We start from the raw sequence: 21,589 nt of genomic DNA, 5'->3' as shown, positions 1-21,589 counted from the left end.
AGAGGGCCCGGACTCTTGACGCCCCACACCGGAGTGCTTAGCGTTCCCCGTCAATACATACGTATGTCACGGCCCGTCCCCCGGTCACGAACCATCCCCCACTTCGGCCTTCCGTCTCCCGTCTCCCGTCCCCTCCTTGCCTTCCGTCCCCCACCCCCTGCGCGATCGGAGAAACCATGTCCGCCGCAGCGCCGCCCGACCGAGTACTCGACTCCCCGCAGACCGACCCGCAGAAGCGGGCCGCGATACGCCGAGCCATCGGCGCGGGCAGCATCGGCAACTTCGTCGAACAGTTCGACTACGGCCTCTACGGGTACATGGCCCCGATCATGGCACCGGCGTTCTTCCCGGAGAGCGACCGGACCGTGGCCGTGCTGGGCACCTACGCGATCATCGCCATCGCCTGCCTGTTCCGTCCGCTGGGCGGCACGCTCGTCGGCCGCTGGGGCGACCGGGTCGGCCGCAAGAAGACACTCCTGTGGACGATCGTGGCCATGGGCGTGGCCACCGCCCTGATCGGCATGCTGCCCACGTACCAGCAGATAGGCATCGGGGCGCCGGTCCTTCTGCTGCTCCTGCGCGTGGCCCAGGGCGCGGTCTCGGGCGGCGAGTACGTCGGGGCCGTCGCGTTCATCGTGGAGTGGGCCGAGCCGAACCGCCGCGCGTACTACACGTCGTACGCCTCCAACAGCTGCTTCGTCGGGACCCTCGCCGGTGCCGGAACGGCGGCCCTGACCAGCTGGGTGTTCGAGGGCGAGGCCCTGGACTCGTACGGCTGGCGCCTTCCGTTCCTGCTGGCGATCCCGCTCAGTCTGGTCGGCGTGTGGCTGCGCCGTCACATCGAGGAGACCCCGGAGTTCGTGCGCGCCACCGAGGAGGGCGCGGACGTCGTCAAGGCGCCGATCCGTGAGGCCCTGCGTTCGCAGTGGCGCCCCATCCTGGTCTTCTGCGGAATCTCGATCATGCTGGCGATCCTGTCCTACAGCTGGGTCACCTTCTATCCGCAGTACCTGACCGACACGCTCGGCCTGCCACGCTGGATGGGCCTGGCCTCGAACGCCATCTCCATCGCCGTCCTCATCCCGGCCCTGCCGCTGGCCGGCATCCTCTCCGACCGCATCGGGCGCAAGCCGATGCTGGTCACGGGCGCCGTCCTCTGCATCGTGCTGGTCCCCCTCGCGTTCCGGGTCGGCGAGGAGGGTACCTTCGGAGCGGCGGTGGCCAGCCAGCTCATCTACATCGTGCCGGAGTTCTTCCTCACCGGCATCGTCACCGTCTGCGCGGCCGAGCTGTTCTCCACCCGGACGAGGTTCAGCGCCAGTGCCATCGCCTACAACAGCTCGTTCTCCATCTTCATGGGCATCACACCGTTCGTCGCGACGCTGCTGGTCAGTACCTTTGGCACCATCTACGCCGTCTGGGCCTACCTGGCGGTGGGTGCCCTCCTGGCCCTGGTCGTCGTGAGCGCCTTCATGACGGAGACGTACCGGAGCCACCTGGGCGCCGACAAGTTCGCCCGCTGACGCGCCGACGGCGCAGTCGGCATACGCATTCACCCACCGCACACACCCGCACACACCCGAACGCACCGGAGAAACGGACATCACCATGCCCCTCGACCCCGTCGCCCACCTCCCCTACAAGGACCCGGACGAGTTCATCCGCGAGGTCACCGACCGCATCTGGGTCGACCGCGACATCGACCACATCGTCGAGAACTACGAGCCCGACTCGATCGTGCACGCGAGCCTCGGCACTGTCGTCGGCCGCCAGGGCGTCATCGAGGGCAGCACCATCCGGATGGGCAGTTCCCCGGGCCACATCGGCCAGGCCGAGGACGTGGTGTGGGAGGCACGCGGCGACGACGCCTTCCTCAGCTCCCACCTGGTCTTCTCCGCCGACGAGCACCTCGTGGGCGGCCGCAACGTCCGCGTCCGCAAGCGGACGGTGGCCAACTGCCTGTACCGGCGCGGGCGGATGGTCGAGGAATGGGTGGTCCGCGACGACCTGGCCGACTGCCTGCAGCGGGGCGAGGACCCGGACGAGGTGGCGCGTGGCCTGACCTTCCAGGGCTACAGCGGCTCGATGCTCGACCAACCGCCGGCGGACGTCCTGCTGGAGGGTGTCAGCGGTCCGCGTCCGGACGACTTCCGTCCCGAGTGCGAGATGGTGCTCCAGTTCATGGACGAGGTGTGGACGCGGCGCCGCCTGAACCGCGTCACCGACTTCATGGACCGTGACCTGTTCCTCCACACGATCGGCGACCGGACCGTCATCCGCCCCGAGCGCTATCAGGAGGACCTCCTGGACCTCGTGGGACCGTTCCCCGACGCCCGGTTCGCCGTGCGCGACATCCAGACGAACCACTCGCCGCGCTATGCCGGCCTCCGCATCGCCGTCCTGTGGACCATGCACGGCTCCTACCGCGGAACCCCCGCCTTCGGCCCGCTCACCGGAAGTCCGGTGACGGTCCTCGGCGTCTCGCAGTTCCTTATCCAGGGGGGCCGCATCGTGAAGGAGGTCCGCGTCTACGACGAGATCTCCCTGCGTGCCCAGCTCAACGCGGCACGCGGCGACGGTCCCGAGGTCGCGGCCAACATCTACTGACCTCCGCCGCCTCCGTCCGGGCCCGGCACCACGGTGCGGGGCCCGGACGCGGCGTTTTTGAGGCGCCGGCCGCCGGGGCCCGCCCTCCCCTCCCTCGGCCGTAGGCCCGGCCTCGGCCTGCCGCCCTCACCGAGGCCGGGCCGGCGGGGCGTCCGCCTATGATGGTGGGCCAGCGCAGACGGCGAACGGCTGCCGGTGCCCGAAAGGAGCAGCAACGCAGTGTCCGGGTCCGAATCCGCCGGAGATCCGCCTCGTCCGACCCCCACGATGCGAGACGTCGCCGCACGCGCCGGAGTCAGCGCCATGACCGTCTCGCGGGTGCTGAAGGGCAACGAGGGCGTCGGCGAATCCACCCGGCAACGCGTGCTCCGAGCCGTGACCGACCTGGGGTACCGGCGCAACGAGACGGCGCGCAATCTGCGGCTCGGCCGGCACAGCGGGCTCGTCGGTCTCGTCGTCACCAACCTCGCCAACCCGTTCTACGCCCAACTCGCCCTCGGCGCCGAGGAAGTGGTGCAGTCCTACGGCCTGCGGCTGGTGCTCGGCAACACCGCCGAACAGCTCGCGCAGGAGAAGCACCTGGTCCAGGACCTCGTCGCGCGGCAGGTGAACGGGCTGATCGTGGTGCCGGCCGGGTCCGACCAGCGGCACCTTTCCCCGGGTGAGCTGGAAGGCACTCCGCTCGTCCTGGCCGCCCGCCCGCCGGCCGGCATCGAGGCGGACACCGTGCTGGTGGACGACTTCGGCGGGGCGCGGGCGGCCACCGCGCGGCTGGTGGCGGACGGCCACGAGAGAATCGGGTTCCTCGGCAACCCTCCTACTCTCTTCACGGGTGCGGAGCGCTTCCGCGGCTGGTGGTCCGCGCTGGAGGAGGCCGGGCTGCGGCCCCGGGAGGAGTGGGTGCGGCGGGGGCCGTACACCGTCGTCACGGCCGAGGCCGCCGCGCTGGAACTGCTCGGACAGGAGGACGGCCCTTCGGCGCTGTTCTGCGCCAACAACCGGCTGACCCTGGGCGCCTGTCGCGCGGTGCGCGGTCTCGGCGCCGCCGCCGCGATCGCGGGCTTCGACGACGTGGAGTCCGCCGATCTGCTCGGGGTCCCGCTGACCCTCGCCGCCTACGCCCCCGACGAGATCGGCCGCCGCGCGGCCCAGTTGCTCGTGGACCGCCTGGAGACCGGGGCCGCAACGCGCCCGACCGGCCCGCCGCGCAGAACGGTCATTCCCACCCTGCTGGCCGTGTACGGCCGCTGAGGGACACCGAACGCGGGTCCTGCGGGGCCGGCCCGGACCTCGGTCCGGGATCGACGTCACCAGGCATGAAGTCGGCACCCGGGTCCTGCGCCGGGGCGACCGCCTGCAGGAGGGGCCGCCGCCGGGACGGTTTCTAGTGGGCGCAGAGGCAGAACGGGTGGCCGGCCGGGTCGGCGTAGACCCGCCAGTTGGCCTCCGGGCGGAGCTGGTCCGTGCGTTCCAGCACGGTCGCGCCGAGGGCGATCGCTCTCTCCTCCTCCGCGTCGAGGTCGTCCACGTCGAAGTCGAGGTGGACCTGCTGCGGACGCTCCTGGCCGGGCCACTCCGGCGCCCGGTAGCCGTCCACCCGCTGGCAGGCCAGCGGTGTCCCCTCGAAGCCCTGCACCTCGACCCAGTCGGAGTCGTCCGGGTCCACGACCACCCGGCCGCCCAGCAGATGCGCGTAGAACTCGGCGAGCCGTACCGGATCGGCACAGTCCAGCGCGACCGCCTGCAGCTTTCGAATCACTTCTGACACCCTTCGCTCCGCGGCCGCCCCCGTGGCGTCCCGCACGGGACGGTCGTACCCGGCGCAGCGTGGCGCATGCGCCGCGACACGCCGGGCGTACCGGGCCGGAGTCACGAGGGCGGCTTGTCCGCGAAGACCCACCGGTTGCCTGCCAGCGCGTCGTTCGGCTCGGGCAGCGGCCCTCGGCCGTGCAGGAGGCTGAACTCGAAGGGCGTGCGGACGGAGGCGGACCAGCCCCTGGCCGTCAGGTCTCCGGCGGAGTCGGGCCGGGGTTCACGGCTGAACAGGCCGATCAGGTCGATGCCCAACTGGCGGTGCGTCGAGGTGTAGAGCGGGCTGTCGCGGTACGCCAGGAGATCCTTCTCCAGCTTGACCTCGTACGCCAGCGCGCTGCCCGGCGCGCTCAGCCGGTCGACGGTGGTGACGAGGTGTGTCTCGGCCGCGCCCGGCAGGTAGAACAGCAGTCCCTCGGCCAGCCAGACGGTGGGTGCCGTCGGGTCGAAGCCGGCTCCGGTCAGCGCACCGGCCCAGTCGGCGCGCAGGTCGGTCGCGACCGGTGTCCGGGCCGCCTTCGGTTCGGCCGCCAGTGCGCCGAGGACCTGGTGCTTGAACGCCAGTACGCCCTCCCTGTCGATCTCGAAGACCACGCATCCGGACGGCCAGTCCAGGCGGTACGCCCGCGTGTCCAGCCCCGCCCCGAGCAGCACCACCTGGCGTATCCCGCCCGTGTGCGCCGCGTTGAGCAGGAAGTCGTCGAGGACCCGGGTCCGCAGACCGAAGTAGCGTGCGAACCGCCCCCACAGGGGGTCGGCGTCCCCGTCCGGGACCTGGTGCGGCCGGACGGGCCAGCCCGCGGAGGCGGGGGCGGCGCGCACGAAGTGCTCCGCGTAGACGTCCGCGGCCAGGCTGTCGGGGCGGTGGGTCTCGATGGCCCGGGCCGCGGCCACCAGGAGGGCGGTCGTCCCGACGCCTCTTTCCACTCCGGCGTTCACGGGTGCGGTGTCGACCATGTGTCCAGTCCTTCCGGGATGAGCACGGGTTTGACGACGCGGCCGGCGTCGCAGTCGCGCTCGGCCTCGTTGATGTCGGCGAGCGGGTAGGTGCGGATCAGCTGGTCGAAGGGGAACCGTCCGGCCTGCCAGAGGGCGATCAGCCGTGGGACCAGGAGTCCGGGGACCGCGTCCCCCTCGCAGATGTGGGAGATCCGGCGCCCGCGGTCCAGGGTTCCGGGTTCGAGCGGCAGCGCGGTGCGCAGCCGTGCCACCAGGCCCAGGTGCCCGGCCGGGCGCAGGGACCGGAGGGCGTCGTTGATCAGTTCGGCGGAGCCTGTCGTGTCCAGTGCGTAGCGCGCTCCCCCGCCGGTCAGCCGCCGGACGTGCGCGGGCAGGTCGGTCGACGCGGCGGGCAGCGGGATCGCCCGGAAACGCTCGGCGAGTGCCAGCCGGTCGGGGTGGCGGTCGACGGCGACGGTCACCGCTCCCGCCGCGGTGGCCGCCATGACCGCGGCGAGGCCCACCGCTCCGGCGCCGAAGACGGCGACCGTGTCGCCGGGAGCGACGCCGAAGGAGTTGAGGACGGCTCCGGCGCCGGTGAGGAAGCCGCAGCCGAGCGGTCCGAGCAGTTCGACGGGGAGCGAGGGATCGACCCGCACGGCGTTGCGGGCCGGCACCATCGCGTACTCCGCGAAGGAGGACTGGCCGAACCACCGGGGCGCCAGCTCGCCACCCGCCGCGTCGGTGTACCGGCCGGCGTGCTCCTCGCGTCCTCCGAAGAGGTTCAGCGGGGCGAAGGAGTCGCAGTACGCGGGTGCCGCCGCCAGGCAGCTGCGGCAGTGTCCGCAGGAGTCGAAGCTCAGCACGACGTGGTCGCCGACGCCCAGGCCGGTGCCCGTGCCCCCGGTGGCCGCGACGACTCCGGCGCCCTCGTGTCCGAGCACGGCCGGCAGCGGTGAGCGGCCTCCCGAGCGGCGTACGGCGAGATCGGTCCGGCACATGCCGCAGCCCGCGATCCGGACCAGGACCTCGCCGTCGCCGGGCCCCTCGTTCAGCATCACCTCCTCGACGGCGAACCGCTCCTCGTACGAGCGCAGTACCGCCGCGGCGAACCTCACGTCAGGCCTCCCGCGGGCGGTGCACGACGAAGGGCCGGAGATTTCCGTAGAGCCCCCAGGGGCCGCCCGCGACACCGAGGCCGCTGTCCTTGATACCCGCGAAGGGCTGCGCCAGGGACAGCTCCGCGTGGTGGTTGATCCACACCGTCCCGCACTCCAGGCGGTCGGCGACGGACTCGGCCCGGTCGAGGTCGGTTCCCCACACCGATCCGCCCAGTCCGTATCCGGTGCCGTTGGCCGCCTCGACGGCCTCGTCGAGGCTCCGGTACGGCAGGACCGGGAGGACCGGGCCGAACTGCTCCTCCGTCACGATCGCGGCGGTGGCCGGCACGTCGGTCAGGACGGTGGGGGCGAAGAAGTAGCCCGGCCGGTCCAGGCGGTGGCCGCCGGCCGCGGCCCGGGCGCCCTCGCCGAGGGCCGAGGCCGTGCGGTGCTCGACCCTGGCCAGCTGGGCGGCGTTGTTCACCGGTCCCAGTTGGGTGCCGGGGTCGAGTCCGGCTCCGACGACGGCGGTCCTCGCGCGGTGGGCGAGTGCCTCGACCACGCGGGCGTGGAGCCGGGCCGGGGCGTAGACGCGCTTGACCGCCATGCAGACCTGTCCGCAGTTGCGGAACGCCGCCCAGAACAGCCGGTCCGCGATGCGTTCCACGTCGACGTCCTCCAGCAGGACGGCGGCGTCGTTGCCGCCCAGTTCCAGGGTGACCCTGGCGAGCGAGGCGGCGGCGCCCCGGGCGACGGCCCGCCCGACGGGCACCGAACCGGTGAAGGTCACGTGGCGGATGCCGGGATGCGCCGCGAGTCCCGCGCCCAGGGGCTCGCGGCCCGTGACGATCGTCAGCACGCCCTCGGGCAGGGCACCGGAGACGACGGACGCCAGCAGTCGCGTGGCGAGCGGGGTGAACGGTGAGGGTTTGAGCACCACCGTGTTGCCCGCCGCGAGTGCCGGCGCGATCTTCGCCGAAGCCAGTTGGAGCGGGAAGTTCCACGGCACGATGGCGGCCACCGGGCCCAGCGGCCGCCAGCGGATCTCGCCGCGCACCGGTCTCTCGTCCCTGATCGGCAGGGTGGCCGGGTCGAGTTCGGTGAAGTAGCGCAGCCGGGCGGCGGTGCGGGCGACCTCCGCGTACGACTCGAAGACGGGCTTGCCCTGCTCGCGGGTGAGCAGCGGAGCGAGTTCACCGGCGGCCCTCTCCACGGCGTCGGCCGCCGCGCGCAGCGCCGTCCTCCGGGCGCCGGGGTCGGTCCGCCAGTCCCGCCAGGCCGCGTGGGCACGTTCCACGGCGGCGTCCAGGTCGGCGGCCTGCTGGTCGGGGGCCTCGTCGAAGGCCTCTCCGGTGGCCGGGTCGACGACGGCGAGGCGTCCGGCGGACGGTAGGGGGGCGCGGGGGCGTGCCGGGGGCACGAGCGCGGTCATCCCGCGGTGGCGGCAGCGGCGTGCGCCTGCACGTGGCGGTCCATCTCGGCGCGGAAGGCGGCCACCAACTCGGGCCGGATCCGCCCGGAGTTGCGGTCGCCTCCCTCGCAGACCGCCCCTCTGACCCCGACGATGTCCGTCTCGATGCGGGCCAGTTCGCCCAGGTCGCCGGCCTTGACGCTGCCCGCGAGGGCCGCGAGGAGTCCGGCCTCGTGAGCGCGTTGCACGAACTGGGCGCAGATGTCGGGCGGAACGTGGTCGAACAGCCGGGTCCCGTCCTTGATCGCGGTGTCGAGCATCGCCGCGTCGCAGCCGGAGCGGTGGGCGATGTGGGGCAGGGCGAGCGGGTTGACGCAGCCGACCCGGTGGGCGTCGGCGTAGCCCGAGGCGACGACCAACGCGTCGGACCGGTACTCCTTCACCGCCCGGACCACCCCGCGCATGACGTCCACGGCCTGCCCGGGCGTCGTGCAGCCGTAGAGGCCGACCTTGATGTAGGTGGCTCCGGAGACGGCCGCGCCGAGCGCCGCCTGGGCCACCGTGCCGGGCTTGTACGGTACGTCCCCCACGGTGGCGGAGACCGGCTTGTGCGCGGGGACGGCCGCGCGGATCTCCCTGATCACCCAGGGGAAGTTCGCGCCGAGCGAGCCTTCGTCGGGCTTCTTGACGTCGACGATGTCCAGGTGTTCGGCCGCCTGCGCGCAGTCGCGGGCCTCTTCGACACCGTCGGGAGAGATGAGGAGCAGCAAGGTGGGTCCCTTCCCCGCATGTCCACCTGCTCGGGGCAGGTGCACGGATTCCGCCTGGTTGGTGCGCGGTCCGCACATCATTTCCACGCCCGGCCGAATGGGGCAGGGCGCGCGCGGTGACACAGGGGGCATTTCCGGGACCTGCCCACGCCGGGCGCAGCGCGCCGTCCCGCACCGGGCCGGCGGGGCGCGGCTACGCCCACTGGCGGCGGTCGGTTCCGCCCTGATAGGGGGCAGGCCCCGGGCTCGCGTCTTGACTCTCCAGTGGCTGGAGACCGGAGAGTGGGGTCATGAACGGCGCGAAGTCCCTGCACTCGATCGGTGGCCTGTCGGCCCTCACCGGCGTCCCGGTACGGACGATCCGGTTCTACTCGGACACCGGACTCCTGCCGCCCACCGACCGCACCCGGGCGGGCTACCGCCGCTACGGCGACGCGGCCCCGGGCCGCCTCCGCCTGATCTGCGTCCTGCGTGACCTGGACGTCGGTCTCACCACGATCCGCCGCGTCCTGGACGGTGACCTCTCCGTCGCCGAGGTCGCGGCCGCACACGCCGATGCCACCACCCTTCGGATCCGCGCGCTGCGGATGCGGCAGAGCCTGCTGCGTCTCGTCGCCCGGCGCGGTTCCGGCCCGGAGGAGACCGTTCTCATGCACCGCCTCACCCGCCTGACGTCCGCCGAACGAGAGACCCTGGTGAGCGACTTCGTCGCGGGTCTCACCGCCGAGGGCTCCGAGGTCCGCGGCGCGGCGGCCGTGCTGCGCACCGCCCTGCCCGTCCTTCCCGACGATCCTTCCGACGCCCGGCTCGACGCCTGGGTGGAGCTGGCCGAGCTGATGGCCGACGACGGCTTTCGCGCGCGGATGGCCCGCGCGCCGTTCCCGCCCGCCGACGAGGACGCCCTGCCGGGCGTGGCTCCCGGGACGGCGGCCGCGCTCGTGCCCTTCGTCAGGGAGGCGGTCGCCGCCGCGAGGAAGGCCGGGACCGCCGCGGACAGTGCCGGTGCCGGGCCCGTCGTCGACTCCGTGGCGGAACGCTTCGCCGCCGCGCTCGGCCGCGCGGACGGCCCCGAGCTGCGGCGGTGGATGGCCCAGGTGTTCGAGGCGGGGCACCACCCGCTCGTCGAGCGGTACTGGCGGCTCGTCTGGACCGTCAACGACTGGCGGATCATCGACGGCCACCTGCCGTTCCAGCCGTGGATGATCGAGGCCCTGGCCCGGTCGGGGCGCTCGGAATCGTCGTCGTGACAGTCGCGCGACCGTGTCTGCGGCACCCGCCGCACCGGCGCGGCGGGGGTGCTGATGGGATGGGCGGATGCGCACCCGCACCGCCGCTCCGGCGGCCCTCGCCGCGACCCTCCTGCTGCTCGCCGCCTGCGGAACGGAGCGCGCGGAGACGGGGTCCATCCCCTCCGCCGCGCCCGTCGACGACCCGGGCCGGGACGGGGTACGCGTCATCTCTCTCACCGTTCCCTCTCCCTCCGCCTCCCCTTCGCCCAGCCGCAGCTACTCCGTCTCCGCCGACCGCCTCGCCACCGGCGCGGACTCGGGGGTCTCGGCCGGCTACGAGGTCACGAACGAGAGCGCCGAGGCACTGACGTACTCGGTCGTCCTCACCTTCGCGAGCGAGGACGGCGGGGCCGTGGCGAACCAGGAGGTGACCGTGCGCGACGTCGGTCCCGGCAAGACCGTCCGGGGCACCGTGCACGCCGGGGAGCTGCCGCCCTCCGCCCCGCGGATCACACGGGCCAGGGTCCTGAAGGTGACGAAGGTCCCCGCCGGCGAGGCGCCGGCCGACCCGGGCGCCTGCCCCGCTTCCGGTGTCCGGGTCAGTGCCGACCGGGGTGACGCGGCCATGGGGCTGCGGGTCGTGGGCCTGCACCTCGACAACTGCGGCACGCGCGACTACACCGTGAAGGGGTACCCGCGGCTGGAGCTCCTCGACGAGAACTTCCGGCCCGTCAACGGTGTGGACGTCCTCGACGGCAGTGGCGGGATCACCACCGGCGCCGGACCCGACGAGGCGCCCAGGACGGTCGCCCTCGCGCCCGGTGAGTCGGCGACCGCCGCCCTCGTCTGGCGCAACACCACCGAGTCCGGCACCCCCGTGAACGTGCCCCACGTGCGGGTCCGGGCCAGGACCGGCGCCGACCCGGTGACGGTGACGCCGGAACTCGACCTCGGAACGACCGGGAAGCTCGGGGTCCGGCCCTGGAAGAAGGCGGACAGCCAGGGCCGGCCCGCGGCGGGACCGTCATGACGTGACTCGGCGGGCCCGTCTCAGTCCTCGACGGTCATGTCTCCGAGTCCGAGCCAGCCGTCGCCGTTCTGCGTCGCGTTGGCGAAGCGGAGCTTCTTGGCGTCGGGGTTGATGTCCTCCAGGGGGTTCTTCGCCTTCATGACGAGCTGGTAGTCCCCGGCCGTGACACCGGACAGGTCGATGTCCTGGTCGAAGTACTCGGGGTAGCCGTAGTCGAGGTGGGCGGGGTCGGAACCGGCGTTCCAGTCGGGGAAGGCGCGGATCTTGCACGGCATGACCTCGCGCAGGTCCCAGGAGGTGTCCCAGATCCTGACGACGTGGCCGGCGGAGTCCTTCAGACCGAGGCTCACGGTCCACGGGTAGTAGAAGGGCGCGACGCCGTCGTTGGCGATCCGTACGCCGACGGTGGTCGCGCCCTGCGCGGTGTCGTGGAAGTAGGCGTGGTCGACCGTCAGGTCGTAGCCCATGGTGCGGACCGCGGCGGCCACGTTCGGATCGTCGGCGGCGTACTCGGCGCTCTTCTCGTTGATCTTCCAGGTGGTGTGCTCCAGTTCGATGCACGCCCGCATGTCGTCCACGTCGCCGGACCCGCCGGGCCAGTCGTCGAAGGCCCTGGACTGGATCTCGGGGCGTACCTCGCCGCCCATGGAGGCGGTGATCCACCGGTTCTCCACGCCGTGGTCGAGGGCCTTCTGGAGCTGGGACCAGGAGGCACCGCCCATCGACTGCGGCAGGGTGACGCCGGCCGGGGGATCGCCCTCGCGGAAGCAGAACGAGTCGTCGTGGTAACCGACGGCGGGCAGGTCGTCGGCCGCGCCTCCGGCGTTGTCCGCCGCCCGCACCTCGATCCTGGTGCGGGTGAAGGCCTTGTCGAACGCCTCGATGATCTCCGCGCCGTGGGCGTCGGTGGGCATGAGGTTCGGGTAGCCGTCGGCGGTGTCGGTGTCGTAGGGCCAGGTGTGCCACTCGCCCCACAGGCCGATCAGGCCCATGTGGATGTAGCCGAGGCGCGGATCGCCGTCGTAGCGGGCGCCGAAGGCGGCGACGAAGTCCTTGAGGCCGTCCAGCAGGTAGCGGTTGTCGTAGTCCGGGCTGGTGGTGTCCCACTCCCCGTTGTGGCGGTAGTCGACGTGCCCGTCGAAGCAGTGCGGGATGGCGTTGGTGGGATGGCCGCCGGCGTCGTGCGGGTACTCCATGTAGAAGCGGATGGCCGCCTGGTTGCCGTAGGAGGCGACCTCGTCGAGGGCGTCGTCGACGAGGTCCCAGTCGTACGTGCCGCAGTCGTCGGCGTCGGTCATGACCTCGGACAGGCCGAAGTAGGTCCAGGTGAGGGAGTGCGGGTAGCCCGTGTTCTGGTCGGCGCCCGGCGCGTAGAAGCGGGCGAATCCCTTGAGCGGGTTGTCCAGCGGCGTGTCGGCACGCTCCAGGGAGTGCGCGGGGAGCGAGGGGTCGGGGTCCGGGCCGGGTTCGGGGCGCTCGGGGGCGCCCGCGGCCGCCGGGCCGGCGTCCGGCCCCGAGCCCTGACCGGCCTGATCGGCCTGGGCGGTGACCGGCAGCACGGCCGCGGCCAGCGCGAGGGCCGTGCCGCAGATTCCGACCAGCATGTTTCTGCCGCGTCGTCGTGCGAAGGTGCGCATCCTGACAACCTCCGAGTGGGGGGGGCGGGATCCGGTGGGGGCGGGGTCCGGCAGGGGCGGGAACCCACCTGATTTATGAGACAGCGTTGACAAAGTTTCGCTGCTGCTCATCAATATGTAGCCACGGTGCCCCACTGGCAAGAGGTGCGGCGCAATACCTTCGGAGGGGAACCATGGGCGCCAACACCGCAGTTGCGCGACCGCGCGGGCCCGCCGGCCCCGCCTCGGGCGAGGCCCCCGCCCCTGGCAGAGCACGGCGCGCTCCCGACGACCGGAAGGCGGCCTGGCTGTTCCTGGCGCCCGCGCTGCTCGGCTTCGCGCTGTTCTACGCCTATCCGACGGTGCGCGGCGTCTACTACTCGCTCACCGACTACAACCTCCTCGCCGCCCCGAACTTCACCGGCGCCGAGAACTACCAGCAGCTCGTCACCGACGACCAGTTCTGGAACGCACTGAAGGTCACCGGCTACTACGTGGTGGTCAACATCGGGTCGCAGACCCTGCTCGCGCTGCTCCTGGCGGCGCTGATGCACCGGCTGACCCGCTCGGTGGTACTGCGCGCCATGCTCCTGGTGCCCTGGCTGGTCCCCAACGTCACCGTCGGTCTGCTGTGGATGTGGCTGCTGGACACCAACCTCGGTTTCGTCAACCACATCCTCAACACCCTGGGCCTCGGGACCACCGGTTTCCTCTCCTCGCCCGACTGGGCGATGCCGTCCATCGCCGCCGTCAACGCCTGGGCGTACACCGGGTACACGGCGCTGCTGCTGTACGCCGGAATGGTGCAGATTCCCCAGTACCTGTACGAGAGTGCCTCGTTGGACGGGGCCGGCGAGATCCGCATGTTCACCAGGATCACCCTGCCGCTGCTGCGTCCCGTGCTCGCGCTGGTCCTGGTGGTGTCGCTGATCGGCTCGTTCCAGATCTTCGACACCATCGCGGTGACCACCCAGGGCGGCCCGGTGGGCGCCACCCGGGTCATCTACTTCTACATCTACGAGCAGGCCTTCACGTACTTCCACATGGGCTACGCCTCCGCCGTGGCCGTCGTGCTCGCCCTGATCCTCGGGGTACTGACCGCCGTACAGATGCGCCTGCTGCGCGCCTCCCGCTCGGACCTGGCCTGAGGAGGCGGACGTGACACAGACACTCACCGGCACCGAATCGGGAACCGGAACCGGAACCGGAACCGGAGTCGGCGCCGGAACCGGGACCCGCACCCGCCCCGGCGCCGCCGCCCGCAAGCGGCTCACGCCCGGCCGGATCGTCGCCTGGGCGGTCCTCGCGGCCGCGCTGGTCGCGACCGTCTTCCCCTTCTACTGGATGGTCCGCACCGCGCTGACTCCGGCGGCCGACCTCTACTCCGACTCGACCTCGCTGGTCCCCCAGCACCCCACGATGGTCAACTTCCTGCGGGTCATGGGTCTGACCAGCCAGGAGGAGGCCGTGGCGGCCGGCGGCTCGGGCGCCCAGGTCGACTTCCTGCGGTACCTGCTCAACTCCGTGGTCTACAGCGGACTGATCGCCGTGCTGCAGACGCTGTGCTGCGCCATGGCGGGATACGCCTTCGCCCGCCTCCGCTTCCCCGGCCGCGACGCCGTCTTCGGGGTGCTGATCGCCGCCCTGATGGTGCCGCCGATCTTCACCCTGATGCCCAACTTCGTCCTGGTGAAGGACCTGGGCTGGCTGAACACCTTTGCCGGCATGGTCGCGCCGACCGTGCTGATGACACCGTTCGCGGTCTTCTTCCTGCGGCAGTTCTTCCTCTCCATCCCCCGTGAGGTGGAGGAGGCGGCCATCCTGGACGGCGTCGGCGCCTGGGGCCTGTTCTGGAGGGTCGTGCTGCCGATGAGCCGGGGCCCGCTCCTCACCATCGGGCTCACCACCACCGTCTGGGCGTGGAAGGACTACCTCTGGCCGCTGCTGACCGGCCGCGACGAGGAGGTGCGGGTGCTGACCGTGGCCCTCGGCATCTTCCAGCAGCAGTCGCCCAACACCTCGCCCGACTGGACGGGGCTGATGGCCGGCTCGACGCTCTCGGTGCTGCCCGTCCTGGTCCTGCTGATCCTGCTCGGCCGCCGCCTGGTCGAGTCCCTCAACTTCACCGGCGGCAAGTAGACCGCCCCGCGGTACTAGCCAGGAAGGCCCCACCCCCATGAGATCCCTGCGCGTGCGCGCCGGCGCGGCCCTGCTGTGCCTGGCGGCCTCCGCCTCCCTCGTCTCCTGCGGCGGCTCCGACGACACCGCCGCCGACGGCACCGTCACCCTCGACTACTGGCTGTGGGACGACCGCCAGCTGCCCGCCTACGAGGACTGCGCGGCCGCCTTCCACGAGGACAACCCGAAGATCAAGATCAAGATCACCCAGACGGCCTGGCTGCAGTACTGGCAGAACCTGACCACCCAGCTCGTCTCCGGCGAGGCCCCCGACGTCTGGGTCAACCAGACCACGTACTCCCCGACCTACGCCACCGGCGGGCAGATCCTCGATCTGCAGCCCCTGGTGGAGCGGGACGACGTGGACCTCTCCGGCTACCAGCCCGGCCTCACCGAGCCCTGGGTCAAGGACGGCAAGCGCTACGGCCTGCCCAAGGACTGGGACACCGTGGCGGTGGTCTACAACACCGACATGCTCGAGAAGCAGGGCGTGGACGCGGCCGACCTGCAGAACCTGACCTGGAACCCCACCGACGGCGGCACCATGGAGGAGGTCGTCGCCAGGGCCACCGTCGACACCAAGGGCCGCAACGGCCTCGACCCGGACTTCGACAAGAAGCACGTCGCGGTCTACGGCTACCTGCCCGAGTGGGAGGACGCCTCCCAGGGGCAGAACGGCTGGGGCGAGTTCGCCGCCATCAACGGCTTCCAGTACCTCGACAAGAACCCCTGGGGCACCGAGTACCGCTTCGACGACCCAAAGCTGATCGAGACCCTCGACTGGTACAAGCACCTGATCGACAAGGGGTACGCGCCGAGCCTCGCCCAGAAGTCGGAGCTGGGCAACACCGAGCTGCTCTCCGCGGGCAAGGCCGCGATGACGCTCGCCGGTTCCTACTCCATCTCCAGCTACACCGGTCAGAACGCGCGGCAGGACTTCGACTTCGCGCCGCTGCCGACCGGCCCGGCCGGTCGCAAGAGCGCCATCAACGGCCTGTCGGACGCCATCTGGGCCGGGACTCCGCACAAGGAGGAGGCCTGGAAGTGGGTCAAGTTCCTGGGATCCGCCGAGTGCCAGGACCTCGTCGCCGAGCGGGCCGTCGTCTTCCCGGCGCTCACCTCGTCCACCGAGAAGACCCTCGCCGCCTACCGGGCCAAGGGCGAGGACGTCTCGGTCTTCACCGACGCCGCGGCGGCGAAGGACGGCACCTTCCTGCTGCCCATCACCGAGCGCGGCACCGAGATCGGGCCCATCGTCCAGGACGCCATCCAGTCCGCGATCCTCGGCCAGACCTCCACCGAGGAGGCCATGAGGACGGCGAACGACAAGGTCAACGCCCTCCTCGAATAGCCGCTCACCCCGTACCCACCCCTACCCGCGACACAAGGAGACACATGGCCCGGCTCGTGACCCTCGGCGAGCGCACCTTCGCCGTCGAGGCCGCAGGCGAAGCCCCGCCCGAACCCGTCGACGGCGGCCTGCTGCTGCCACCCGGCCGGGTGGCCCTGCTGCACGGCCTCGGGGACGCGCTCTTCTACCGCCACGGCCACAACTCCTGGAGCCCGTGCGGCTGGCGCCGCCTGTCCGAGGCACCGCTCAGGATCGAGAACCCCGAACGCCGGGTCACCGCCGACGACACCGCGTGGGACGACCCGGCCCGGCACCACTCCTCCGCCGTCGCCGCGCTCCAGGGCGAGGACGGCCGGGTCCTGCTGCTCGGCGCGCTCGGCCTCGACGTACCGCGTCTGACCGCGGACCGGGACACCCTCTCCGGGTGGTACGAGCGGGACGGCGCACCGTGGTTCCTGGCGTACGGCGACGAGGAGCAGGTCTTCGCCGACTACACCCGGCACCTCGCCGCCCGCCTCGGCAGCAGCGGCAAGCGGGCCGGCAACGTGTGGTGCAGCTGGTACGCGTACTACGAGGGGATCACCGAGAAGCAGCTCGGCGCGGACATCGCCGACCTCGGCGCCCTGCCCTTCGACGTCGTCCAGGTCGACGACGGCTGGGAGCGGACCGTCGGCGACTGGGAGGCCAACGACAAGTTCCCCTCGGGCATGCGGGCGCTGGCCGGCCGGATCACCGACGCCGGGCTGCGGCCCGGCCTCTGGCTCGCCCCGTTCATCCTGCTCCCCGACTCGCGCACCGCACGCGAGCGGCCCGAGCTGCTGCTGCGCGACGCCGACGGCGCGCCCGTGGTCGCCGGCCACAACTGGGACACCGGGTACTGGGCGCTCGACCTCACCTCGCCGGCGGCGCAGGAACACCTGCGGGAGACGATCCGACGGGTCGTCCACGAGTGGGGATTCACCTACCTCAAGCTGGACTTCCTGCAGGGCGGCGCGGTGCCCGGCGCCCGGTTCGCGGACGTCGGCCGCGAGGAGGCGTACCGGACCGGTCTGCGGATCATCCGCGAGGCGGCGGGGCCGGACGCGTACCTGCTGGCCAGCGGGGCGCCGTTGCTGCCCTCGCTCGGTCTCGCCGACGGTGTGCGCAGCGGCCCGGACGTGGCGCCGATGTGGGAGCACTACGCGACCCGGGACCCGTCCGACGCTCTGGCCCGCAACGCCGTCGTCAACACGGTGCACCGGCTGTGGCAGACGCCGCTCCTCGAGGTCGACCCGGACGTGGTGTACTTCCGCAGCCGCCTCAACCTGCTGACCGAGCAGCAGCAGCGGTGGCTGCGCGATCTCGCCGACGTGTGCGGGTTCCGGGCGGTCTCGGACCCGCCGGGGTGGCTGCGCCCGGACGAGCTGGAGGCGATGACCGCGTATCTGGAGGCCCGCCCGGCGGTGCGCCGGCTCGGCCGTTACCGCTTCGCGCTCGACGGACGGGAGGTCGACCTCACCCCGGCCGTGCTCCCCGGCGCGGAACAGCGGTATCCGATCGCCTGACCTCCGGCACCGGCACGTGCGCCGTACCGAGTTAGTAAACTCCTCAGCATTATCCAGCGGCGCGCACAGCAACCCTCGCAGGGAGTACCAAGCATGGCGACGACCGGAACAGACCTGTCCCGGATGCGCGAGTTGAACCAGCTGTCCATCGTGTGGGCGCTGCGCGGCAACCCGCCGTCGACGGTCACCGAACTCGCGGGCCGGGCCGGTCTGTCGCGTCCCGCCGTGGACGTCCTGGTGCAGGCACTGGTGACGGACGGCTGGGCGGAGGTGGAGGAACCCGGGGCCAGCAGCGCCGTGGGGCGCCCCGCGCGCCGGTACCGGTTCCGGGCCGACGCCGGGCACGTGCTGGGCATCGACGTGGGCGTGCACAAGATCCTCGCGGTGCTGAGCGACCTGGAGGGCAACCTCGTGGGGACACTGCGCAGGCCGGTCGACCCCGACGCGCCGCCCACGGCACGGCTGTCGGAGGTCGACCGGGTGATCGACGACGTCCTCGGGGCGGCCGGGATGGCACCGGCCGACGTGTGGGCCGTGACGCTCGGGGTGACCGGCCCGGTCGACACGGCGGGCCGGACCAGCCTGTCCACTCCCCTGCCCGGCTGGACCGCCGCCGACCCGGTCGCCCACCTCGCGGCCCGCTTCTCCTGCCCCGTCCGGATCGAGAACGACTGCAAGCTCTCGGCCGTGGCCGAGCGGTGGAACGGAGTCGCCCAGGACGCCGACGACATCGTCTTCCTCCTCGCCGGCCTGCGCACCGGCGCCGGTCTCATCCTGGACGGCACCCTGCGGCGCGGCCACGGCGGCGCGGCGGGTGAGATCGGCGCCCTGAAGGCGGTGCGCTGGCTGACCGCGCCGGACCACCTCCAGTCCTGCCCCGGCATTCCGGCGACGGCCGCGCCCGGGGAGGCCGCCGCGTGGGTCTTCCAGGCGGCCAGGGACGGCGACCGGGAGGCAACCAAGGCCGTGCGCCGCTACACCCGCGACCTCGCGGTGGGGGTGGCGGCGCTGGTGCTGACCCTGGATCCGCAGGTCGTCGTCTACGGCGGGGGCTTCTCCCGCTCGGCCGACGTGGTGCTCGAACCGCTGCGCCGCGAACTGACCAAGCACTGCCTGCGCCTGCCGGAACTGCGCGCCTCCACCCTCGGCGACGAGAGCGTGGCCCTGGGCGCGGTGCGCCTCGCGCTGGACGAGGTCGACAGCCGGCTGCTGAGCGACGGGCTCTCCGCGCCGAGTGCCCCGCACCGGTAGGCCCCGACGGCAGCACCCTCCCCGCGTGCGCCGAACCCACATCGCACAACCCCGCACCGCACAGACACCGCACACCGCACCGACCGCTCCTCGCCGGGAACGGGCCGGGAACGAAGGGACGTCCCAGTGAGCCAGCGCGACCAGACACCGGTACCCGAACTGCGCGTGGGGGTGGTCGGCATCGGGCAGCGCGCGCCGATGGCCGCACTGGCGAACGTCCCCGGTGTCGCCCGGGTCGTCTCCTGCGCCGATCCGGATCCACGGGGCCGGGCCGACGCCCTGAAGCTCTTCGGACCGGACGTCGTGCTGCACGAGCGGTACGAGAAGATGGCCGACGACGGTCTCGACGCCGTGTTCGTCCTCACTCCGGACTACGTGCACACGCAGCCCGCGCTGTTCTTCCTGGCCGCCGGGGTACCCGTGTTCGTGGAGAAGCCCCTCGCGATCACCGTCGAGGACTGCGACACGCTGCTCGAAGCCGCCCACGACACCCGCAGCCGCCTCTATGTGGGCCACAACCTGCGTCATCTCCCGGTGCTGCGGCGGATGCGCGAGCTGATCGACGACGGCGCGATCGGACGGGTGCGCGCGGTGTGGTGCCGCCACTTCGTCGGGCACGGCGGGGACTACTACTTCAAGGACTGGCACGCGGAGCGCGCCAACACCACCGGGCTGCTCCTCCAGAAGGGCGCGCACGACCTCGACGTCATCCACTGGCTGGCCGGCGGCTACTCCAGGAGCGTCGTCGCACAGGGCGACCTCGCGGTCTACGGCGGCAACCCGAGGCGCGGCGCCGACGATCCGGTGCCCGCCGACGGGCGCATGCCCGACTGGTTCGACCCGGAGGTCTGGCCGCCGTCCGCGCTGCGGGAGCTGAACCCCGTCGTCGACGTAGAGGACATCAGCATGATGCTGGCCCGCCTGGACAACGGCGTCCTCGCCAGCTACCAGCAGTGCCACTTCACTCCGGACTACTGGCGGAACTACACCGTGATCGGGGACGAGGGCCGGCTGGAGAACTTCGGCGACGGCATGGAGGGCGATCCCGCGACGATCCAGGTGTGGAACCGGCACCGCTCCGGCTACCGGCGCGACGCCGACCTCACCGTCACCGTCGACACCCCGTCCGAGGACGACCACGGCGGCGCGGACCGGGCGCTGGTCGACGAGTTCCTCCGCTTCGCCGCCGCCGGGGGCCCCACGGAGACCTCACCGGTGGCCGCGCGGGAGGCGGTCGCCGCCGCGGTGGCCGCCACCGCCTCCCTGCGGTCCGGCGGCACACCGGTCGACGTCTCCCCGCCCGCGCCCGCGATCGCCGACTACTTCCGGGAGCACCAGCCGGCGGGACCGCGAGGCTGAGACTGCGGAGTCCCCGGGCCGGCGCACGGTCACTAACTTGTTGTCCAGTCGACAAGTTTTTGTTAGCGTGCACTCCATGACCACTGCCCGCCGTACCCAGCAGGAGCGCCGCGACCTGGCCGAGAACGCCCTGCTCACCGCCGCCGCCGAACTGGTGGCCGAGCAGGGCGTCCGCTCGCTGACGCTGGCCCGGGTCGGCGAGCGGGCCGGGTACAGCCGCGGGCTCGTCACCCACCACTTCGGTTCCAAGCAGGGGCTCGTGGAGCACCTGGCGCGTTCGGCGCAGAGCGGGTTCGTCCCCGGTCTCGGCGATCTGCCTCCCGGCCTGGACCGGCTCCTGCGCCTGATCGACGGGTACATCGCGGCGCTGGGGAGCATGAACCTGCGCAACAAGGTATTTCTGATGCTCTGGGCCGAGTCCGCCACCCTGCCCGAGCTGGTGCCGATCTTCCACGAGCGGGCGGAGGTGTTCCTCGCCGACCTGCGGGAGGACCTCACCGCGGGCATCGCCGACGGCACCGTCCACCCCGGCGTCGCACCCGAGGAGACGGCGATCGCCGTGTTCGGGCAGCTGCGCGGCATCGGGCTGCAGCGCCTGCTCGACCCGGGCCTCGTGGACACCGAGCGGCTGCGCGGCCCCGTCACCGCCCACTGGCACCGCGCGCTGACCCGGCACTCGTCCTGACCCCGGCGGCAGCGTCCGGCCCGGCTCCGGACGGCAAGGAGGCCCGGGTGGACGAAGAGGCGTGCGTGGGCAAAGAGGCGCGCGGAAACGAAGAGGCGCGGCCGGACGACGAGGCACGGGCGCACCCCGCGAAGCGGGCGACCCGGCGCTCGGACGCTCGGCAGAACCGGGAGCGCATCCTCGCCGCGGCGCTGACGGAGCTGACGCGGTCGCCGGACGCCCCGGTGAGCGCCATCGCCCGCCGGGCGGGGGTCGGCCAGGGTACGTTCTACCGCAACTTCCCCGATCGGCAGGCCCTGCTCCTCGAGCTGTACCGCCACGAGCTGGAGCAGGTCGCCGACGGCGCCGTGGAGCTGCTCCGGACCCGTCCGCCGGACCTGGCCCTGCGCGAGTGGATGGACCGGCTCGCCCGTTTCGCCATGGCGAAGGCGGGGATCGCCGATGCCATGCAGCAGGCCGTGCATGCCCCGGCCGCGTCCGCGAAGTCCGGGCGCGATCCCGTCGCCTCGGGAGCCGGCCTCCTGCTGCGTGCGGCCCAGGAGACCGGTGCGGTACGGGCCGACGTCACGGTCGACGACTTCACACTGGCCATCGCCGGGCTGTGGCACATCGACCCGCGCAGCGACTGGCAGCCACGCGCTGCCAGGCTCCTGGACCTGGTGATGGACGCGCTGCGGACCCACCCGGAAAGCCCGCCGCGGCGATGA

The 21,589-nt window shown here is 72.2% G+C and carries 19 protein-coding genes; 13 read left to right on the top strand and 6 right to left on the bottom strand.

The window, feature by feature from the left end; translation table 11 throughout:
- Nucleotides 1–176: 176 nt before the first annotated feature.
- From IG94_RS0108515 to IG94_RS0108505, 3 genes are all read left to right on the top strand, one after another.
- A complete protein-coding gene (locus IG94_RS0108515; RefSeq protein ID WP_031033100.1) occupies nucleotides 177–1,523 on the top strand; it encodes an MFS transporter in 1,347 nt (448 codons plus the stop codon).
- Between the two features lie 85 nt (nucleotides 1,524–1,608).
- Nucleotides 1,609–2,607, top strand: coding sequence for a nuclear transport factor 2 family protein (locus tag IG94_RS0108510; RefSeq protein ID WP_031033099.1), 999 nt, complete (start codon nucleotides 1,609–1,611; stop codon nucleotides 2,605–2,607).
- Nucleotides 2,608–2,874: 267 nt separating this feature from the next.
- Entirely contained in the window at nucleotides 2,875–3,858 is a 984-nt protein-coding gene (locus IG94_RS0108505) for a LacI family DNA-binding transcriptional regulator (RefSeq protein WP_107060472.1), read from the top strand.
- 133 nt (nucleotides 3,859–3,991) lie between these two features.
- Here IG94_RS0108505 and IG94_RS0108500 read toward each other — a convergent pair whose 3' ends face one another.
- From IG94_RS0108500 to IG94_RS0108480, 5 genes are all read right to left on the bottom strand, one after another.
- Entirely contained in the window at nucleotides 3,992–4,366 is a 375-nt protein-coding gene (locus IG94_RS0108500) for a VOC family protein (RefSeq protein WP_031033096.1), read from the bottom strand.
- Between the two features lie 110 nt (nucleotides 4,367–4,476).
- Nucleotides 4,477–5,376, bottom strand: a complete 900-nt coding sequence (locus IG94_RS0108495) for a class I SAM-dependent methyltransferase (RefSeq protein ID WP_031033095.1) — start codon at nucleotides 5,374–5,376, stop codon at nucleotides 4,477–4,479.
- Nucleotides 5,355–6,476: an NAD(P)-dependent alcohol dehydrogenase gene (locus tag IG94_RS0108490; RefSeq protein WP_031033093.1), complete on the bottom strand. Its 1,122-nt coding sequence runs from the start codon at nucleotides 6,474–6,476 to the stop codon at nucleotides 5,355–5,357. The genes IG94_RS0108495 and IG94_RS0108490 overlap by 22 nt, the downstream gene beginning before the upstream one ends.
- Before the next feature lies 1 nt (nucleotide 6,477).
- On the bottom strand, nucleotides 6,478–7,890 hold the full coding sequence (locus tag IG94_RS0108485; RefSeq protein ID WP_031033092.1) for an aldehyde dehydrogenase family protein: 1,413 nt from the start codon (nucleotides 7,888–7,890) through the stop codon (nucleotides 6,478–6,480).
- A complete protein-coding gene (locus tag IG94_RS0108480; protein ID WP_031033090.1) occupies nucleotides 7,887–8,639 on the bottom strand; it encodes a (5-formylfuran-3-yl)methyl phosphate synthase in 753 nt (250 codons plus the stop codon). Before IG94_RS0108480 ends, IG94_RS0108485 begins: the two co-directional genes overlap by 4 nt.
- 290 nt (nucleotides 8,640–8,929) lie before the next feature.
- Between IG94_RS0108480 and IG94_RS0108475 the strand changes: the two genes are divergently transcribed.
- Both IG94_RS0108475 and IG94_RS0108470 read left to right on the top strand, forming a co-directional pair.
- Nucleotides 8,930–9,886 carry a helix-turn-helix domain-containing protein gene (locus tag IG94_RS0108475; protein WP_031033089.1) on the top strand — a complete coding sequence of 319 codons (957 nt, stop codon included), beginning with the start codon at nucleotides 8,930–8,932 and terminating at the stop codon, nucleotides 9,884–9,886.
- A gap of 67 nt (nucleotides 9,887–9,953) precedes the next feature.
- A complete protein-coding gene (locus tag IG94_RS0108470; RefSeq protein WP_031033087.1) occupies nucleotides 9,954–10,898 on the top strand; it encodes a DUF4232 domain-containing protein in 945 nt (314 codons plus the stop codon).
- 20 nt (nucleotides 10,899–10,918) lie between these two features.
- On the opposite strand, the gene IG94_RS0108465 is transcribed toward IG94_RS0108470, so the two are convergent.
- On the bottom strand, nucleotides 10,919–12,535 hold the full coding sequence (locus IG94_RS0108465) for a DUF4832 domain-containing protein (protein WP_078892221.1): 1,617 nt from the start codon (nucleotides 12,533–12,535) through the stop codon (nucleotides 10,919–10,921).
- Between the two features lie 173 nt (nucleotides 12,536–12,708).
- Between IG94_RS0108465 and IG94_RS0108460 the strand changes: the two genes are divergently transcribed.
- From IG94_RS0108460 to IG94_RS0108425, 8 genes are all read left to right on the top strand, one after another.
- The gene (locus IG94_RS0108460) at nucleotides 12,709–13,662 is read left to right on the top strand and encodes a carbohydrate ABC transporter permease (RefSeq protein ID WP_031033085.1); all 954 of its coding nucleotides are present in this window, start codon (nucleotides 12,709–12,711) and stop codon (nucleotides 13,660–13,662) included.
- Between the two features lie 136 nt (nucleotides 13,663–13,798).
- Entirely contained in the window at nucleotides 13,799–14,653 is an 855-nt protein-coding gene (locus IG94_RS0108455; RefSeq protein ID WP_031033083.1) for a carbohydrate ABC transporter permease, read from the top strand.
- Between the two features lie 37 nt (nucleotides 14,654–14,690).
- Nucleotides 14,691–16,043, top strand: a complete 1,353-nt coding sequence (locus IG94_RS0108450) for an ABC transporter substrate-binding protein (protein ID WP_031033082.1) — start codon at nucleotides 14,691–14,693, stop codon at nucleotides 16,041–16,043.
- 44 nt (nucleotides 16,044–16,087) lie between these two features.
- A complete protein-coding gene (locus IG94_RS0108445) occupies nucleotides 16,088–17,587 on the top strand; it encodes a glycoside hydrolase family 36 protein (protein WP_031033080.1) in 1,500 nt (499 codons plus the stop codon).
- 93 nt (nucleotides 17,588–17,680) lie between these two features.
- Nucleotides 17,681–18,838 carry an ROK family transcriptional regulator gene (locus tag IG94_RS0108440; RefSeq protein ID WP_031033079.1) on the top strand — a complete coding sequence of 386 codons (1,158 nt, stop codon included), beginning with the start codon at nucleotides 17,681–17,683 and terminating at the stop codon, nucleotides 18,836–18,838.
- Between the two features lie 126 nt (nucleotides 18,839–18,964).
- A complete protein-coding gene (locus IG94_RS0108435) occupies nucleotides 18,965–20,197 on the top strand; it encodes a Gfo/Idh/MocA family protein (RefSeq protein ID WP_031033077.1) in 1,233 nt (410 codons plus the stop codon).
- A 76-nt stretch (nucleotides 20,198–20,273) separates the two neighbouring features.
- Nucleotides 20,274–20,882, top strand: a complete 609-nt coding sequence (locus IG94_RS0108430) for a TetR/AcrR family transcriptional regulator (protein ID WP_031033076.1) — start codon at nucleotides 20,274–20,276, stop codon at nucleotides 20,880–20,882.
- A 176-nt stretch (nucleotides 20,883–21,058) separates the two neighbouring features.
- Complete coding sequence (locus IG94_RS0108425; protein ID WP_052410601.1) at nucleotides 21,059–21,589, top strand: TetR/AcrR family transcriptional regulator; 531 nt, start codon at nucleotides 21,059–21,061, stop codon at nucleotides 21,587–21,589.

It is taken from the genome of Streptomyces olivaceus (genome assembly GCF_000721235.1).
In the GTDB taxonomy this organism is placed as follows: Bacteria; Actinomycetota; Actinomycetes; order Streptomycetales; family Streptomycetaceae; genus Streptomyces; species Streptomyces olivaceus.
Note: the sequence above shows the minus strand (reverse complement) of the source record. Positions and strands in the feature narration are given on the sequence as shown.

Coding starts and splice junctions, on each gene's coding strand:
- IG94_RS0108510 (WP_031033099.1), top strand. CDS start 1,609: ATGCCCCTCGACCCCGTCGCCCACCTCCCCTACAAGGACCCGGACGAG.
- IG94_RS0108445 (WP_031033080.1), top strand. CDS start 16,088: ATGGCCCGGCTCGTGACCCTCGGCGAGCGCACCTTCGCCGTCGAGGCC.
- IG94_RS0108495 (WP_031033095.1), bottom strand. CDS start 5,376: ATGGTCGACACCGCACCCGTGAACGCCGGAGTGGAAAGAGGCGTCGGG.
- IG94_RS0108475 (WP_031033089.1), top strand. CDS start 8,930: ATGAACGGCGCGAAGTCCCTGCACTCGATCGGTGGCCTGTCGGCCCTC.
- IG94_RS0108485 (WP_031033092.1), bottom strand. CDS start 7,890: ATGACCGCGCTCGTGCCCCCGGCACGCCCCCGCGCCCCCCTACCGTCC.
- IG94_RS0108440 (WP_031033079.1), top strand. CDS start 17,681: ATGGCGACGACCGGAACAGACCTGTCCCGGATGCGCGAGTTGAACCAG.
- IG94_RS0108430 (WP_031033076.1), top strand. CDS start 20,274: ATGACCACTGCCCGCCGTACCCAGCAGGAGCGCCGCGACCTGGCCGAG.
- IG94_RS0108470 (WP_031033087.1), top strand. CDS start 9,954: ATGCGCACCCGCACCGCCGCTCCGGCGGCCCTCGCCGCGACCCTCCTG.
- IG94_RS0108460 (WP_031033085.1), top strand. CDS start 12,709: ATGGGCGCCAACACCGCAGTTGCGCGACCGCGCGGGCCCGCCGGCCCC.
- IG94_RS0108515 (WP_031033100.1), top strand. CDS start 177: ATGTCCGCCGCAGCGCCGCCCGACCGAGTACTCGACTCCCCGCAGACC.
- IG94_RS0108450 (WP_031033082.1), top strand. CDS start 14,691: ATGAGATCCCTGCGCGTGCGCGCCGGCGCGGCCCTGCTGTGCCTGGCG.
- IG94_RS0108465 (WP_078892221.1), bottom strand. CDS start 12,535: ATGCGCACCTTCGCACGACGACGCGGCAGAAACATGCTGGTCGGAATC.
- IG94_RS0108505 (WP_107060472.1), top strand. CDS start 2,875: ATGCGAGACGTCGCCGCACGCGCCGGAGTCAGCGCCATGACCGTCTCG.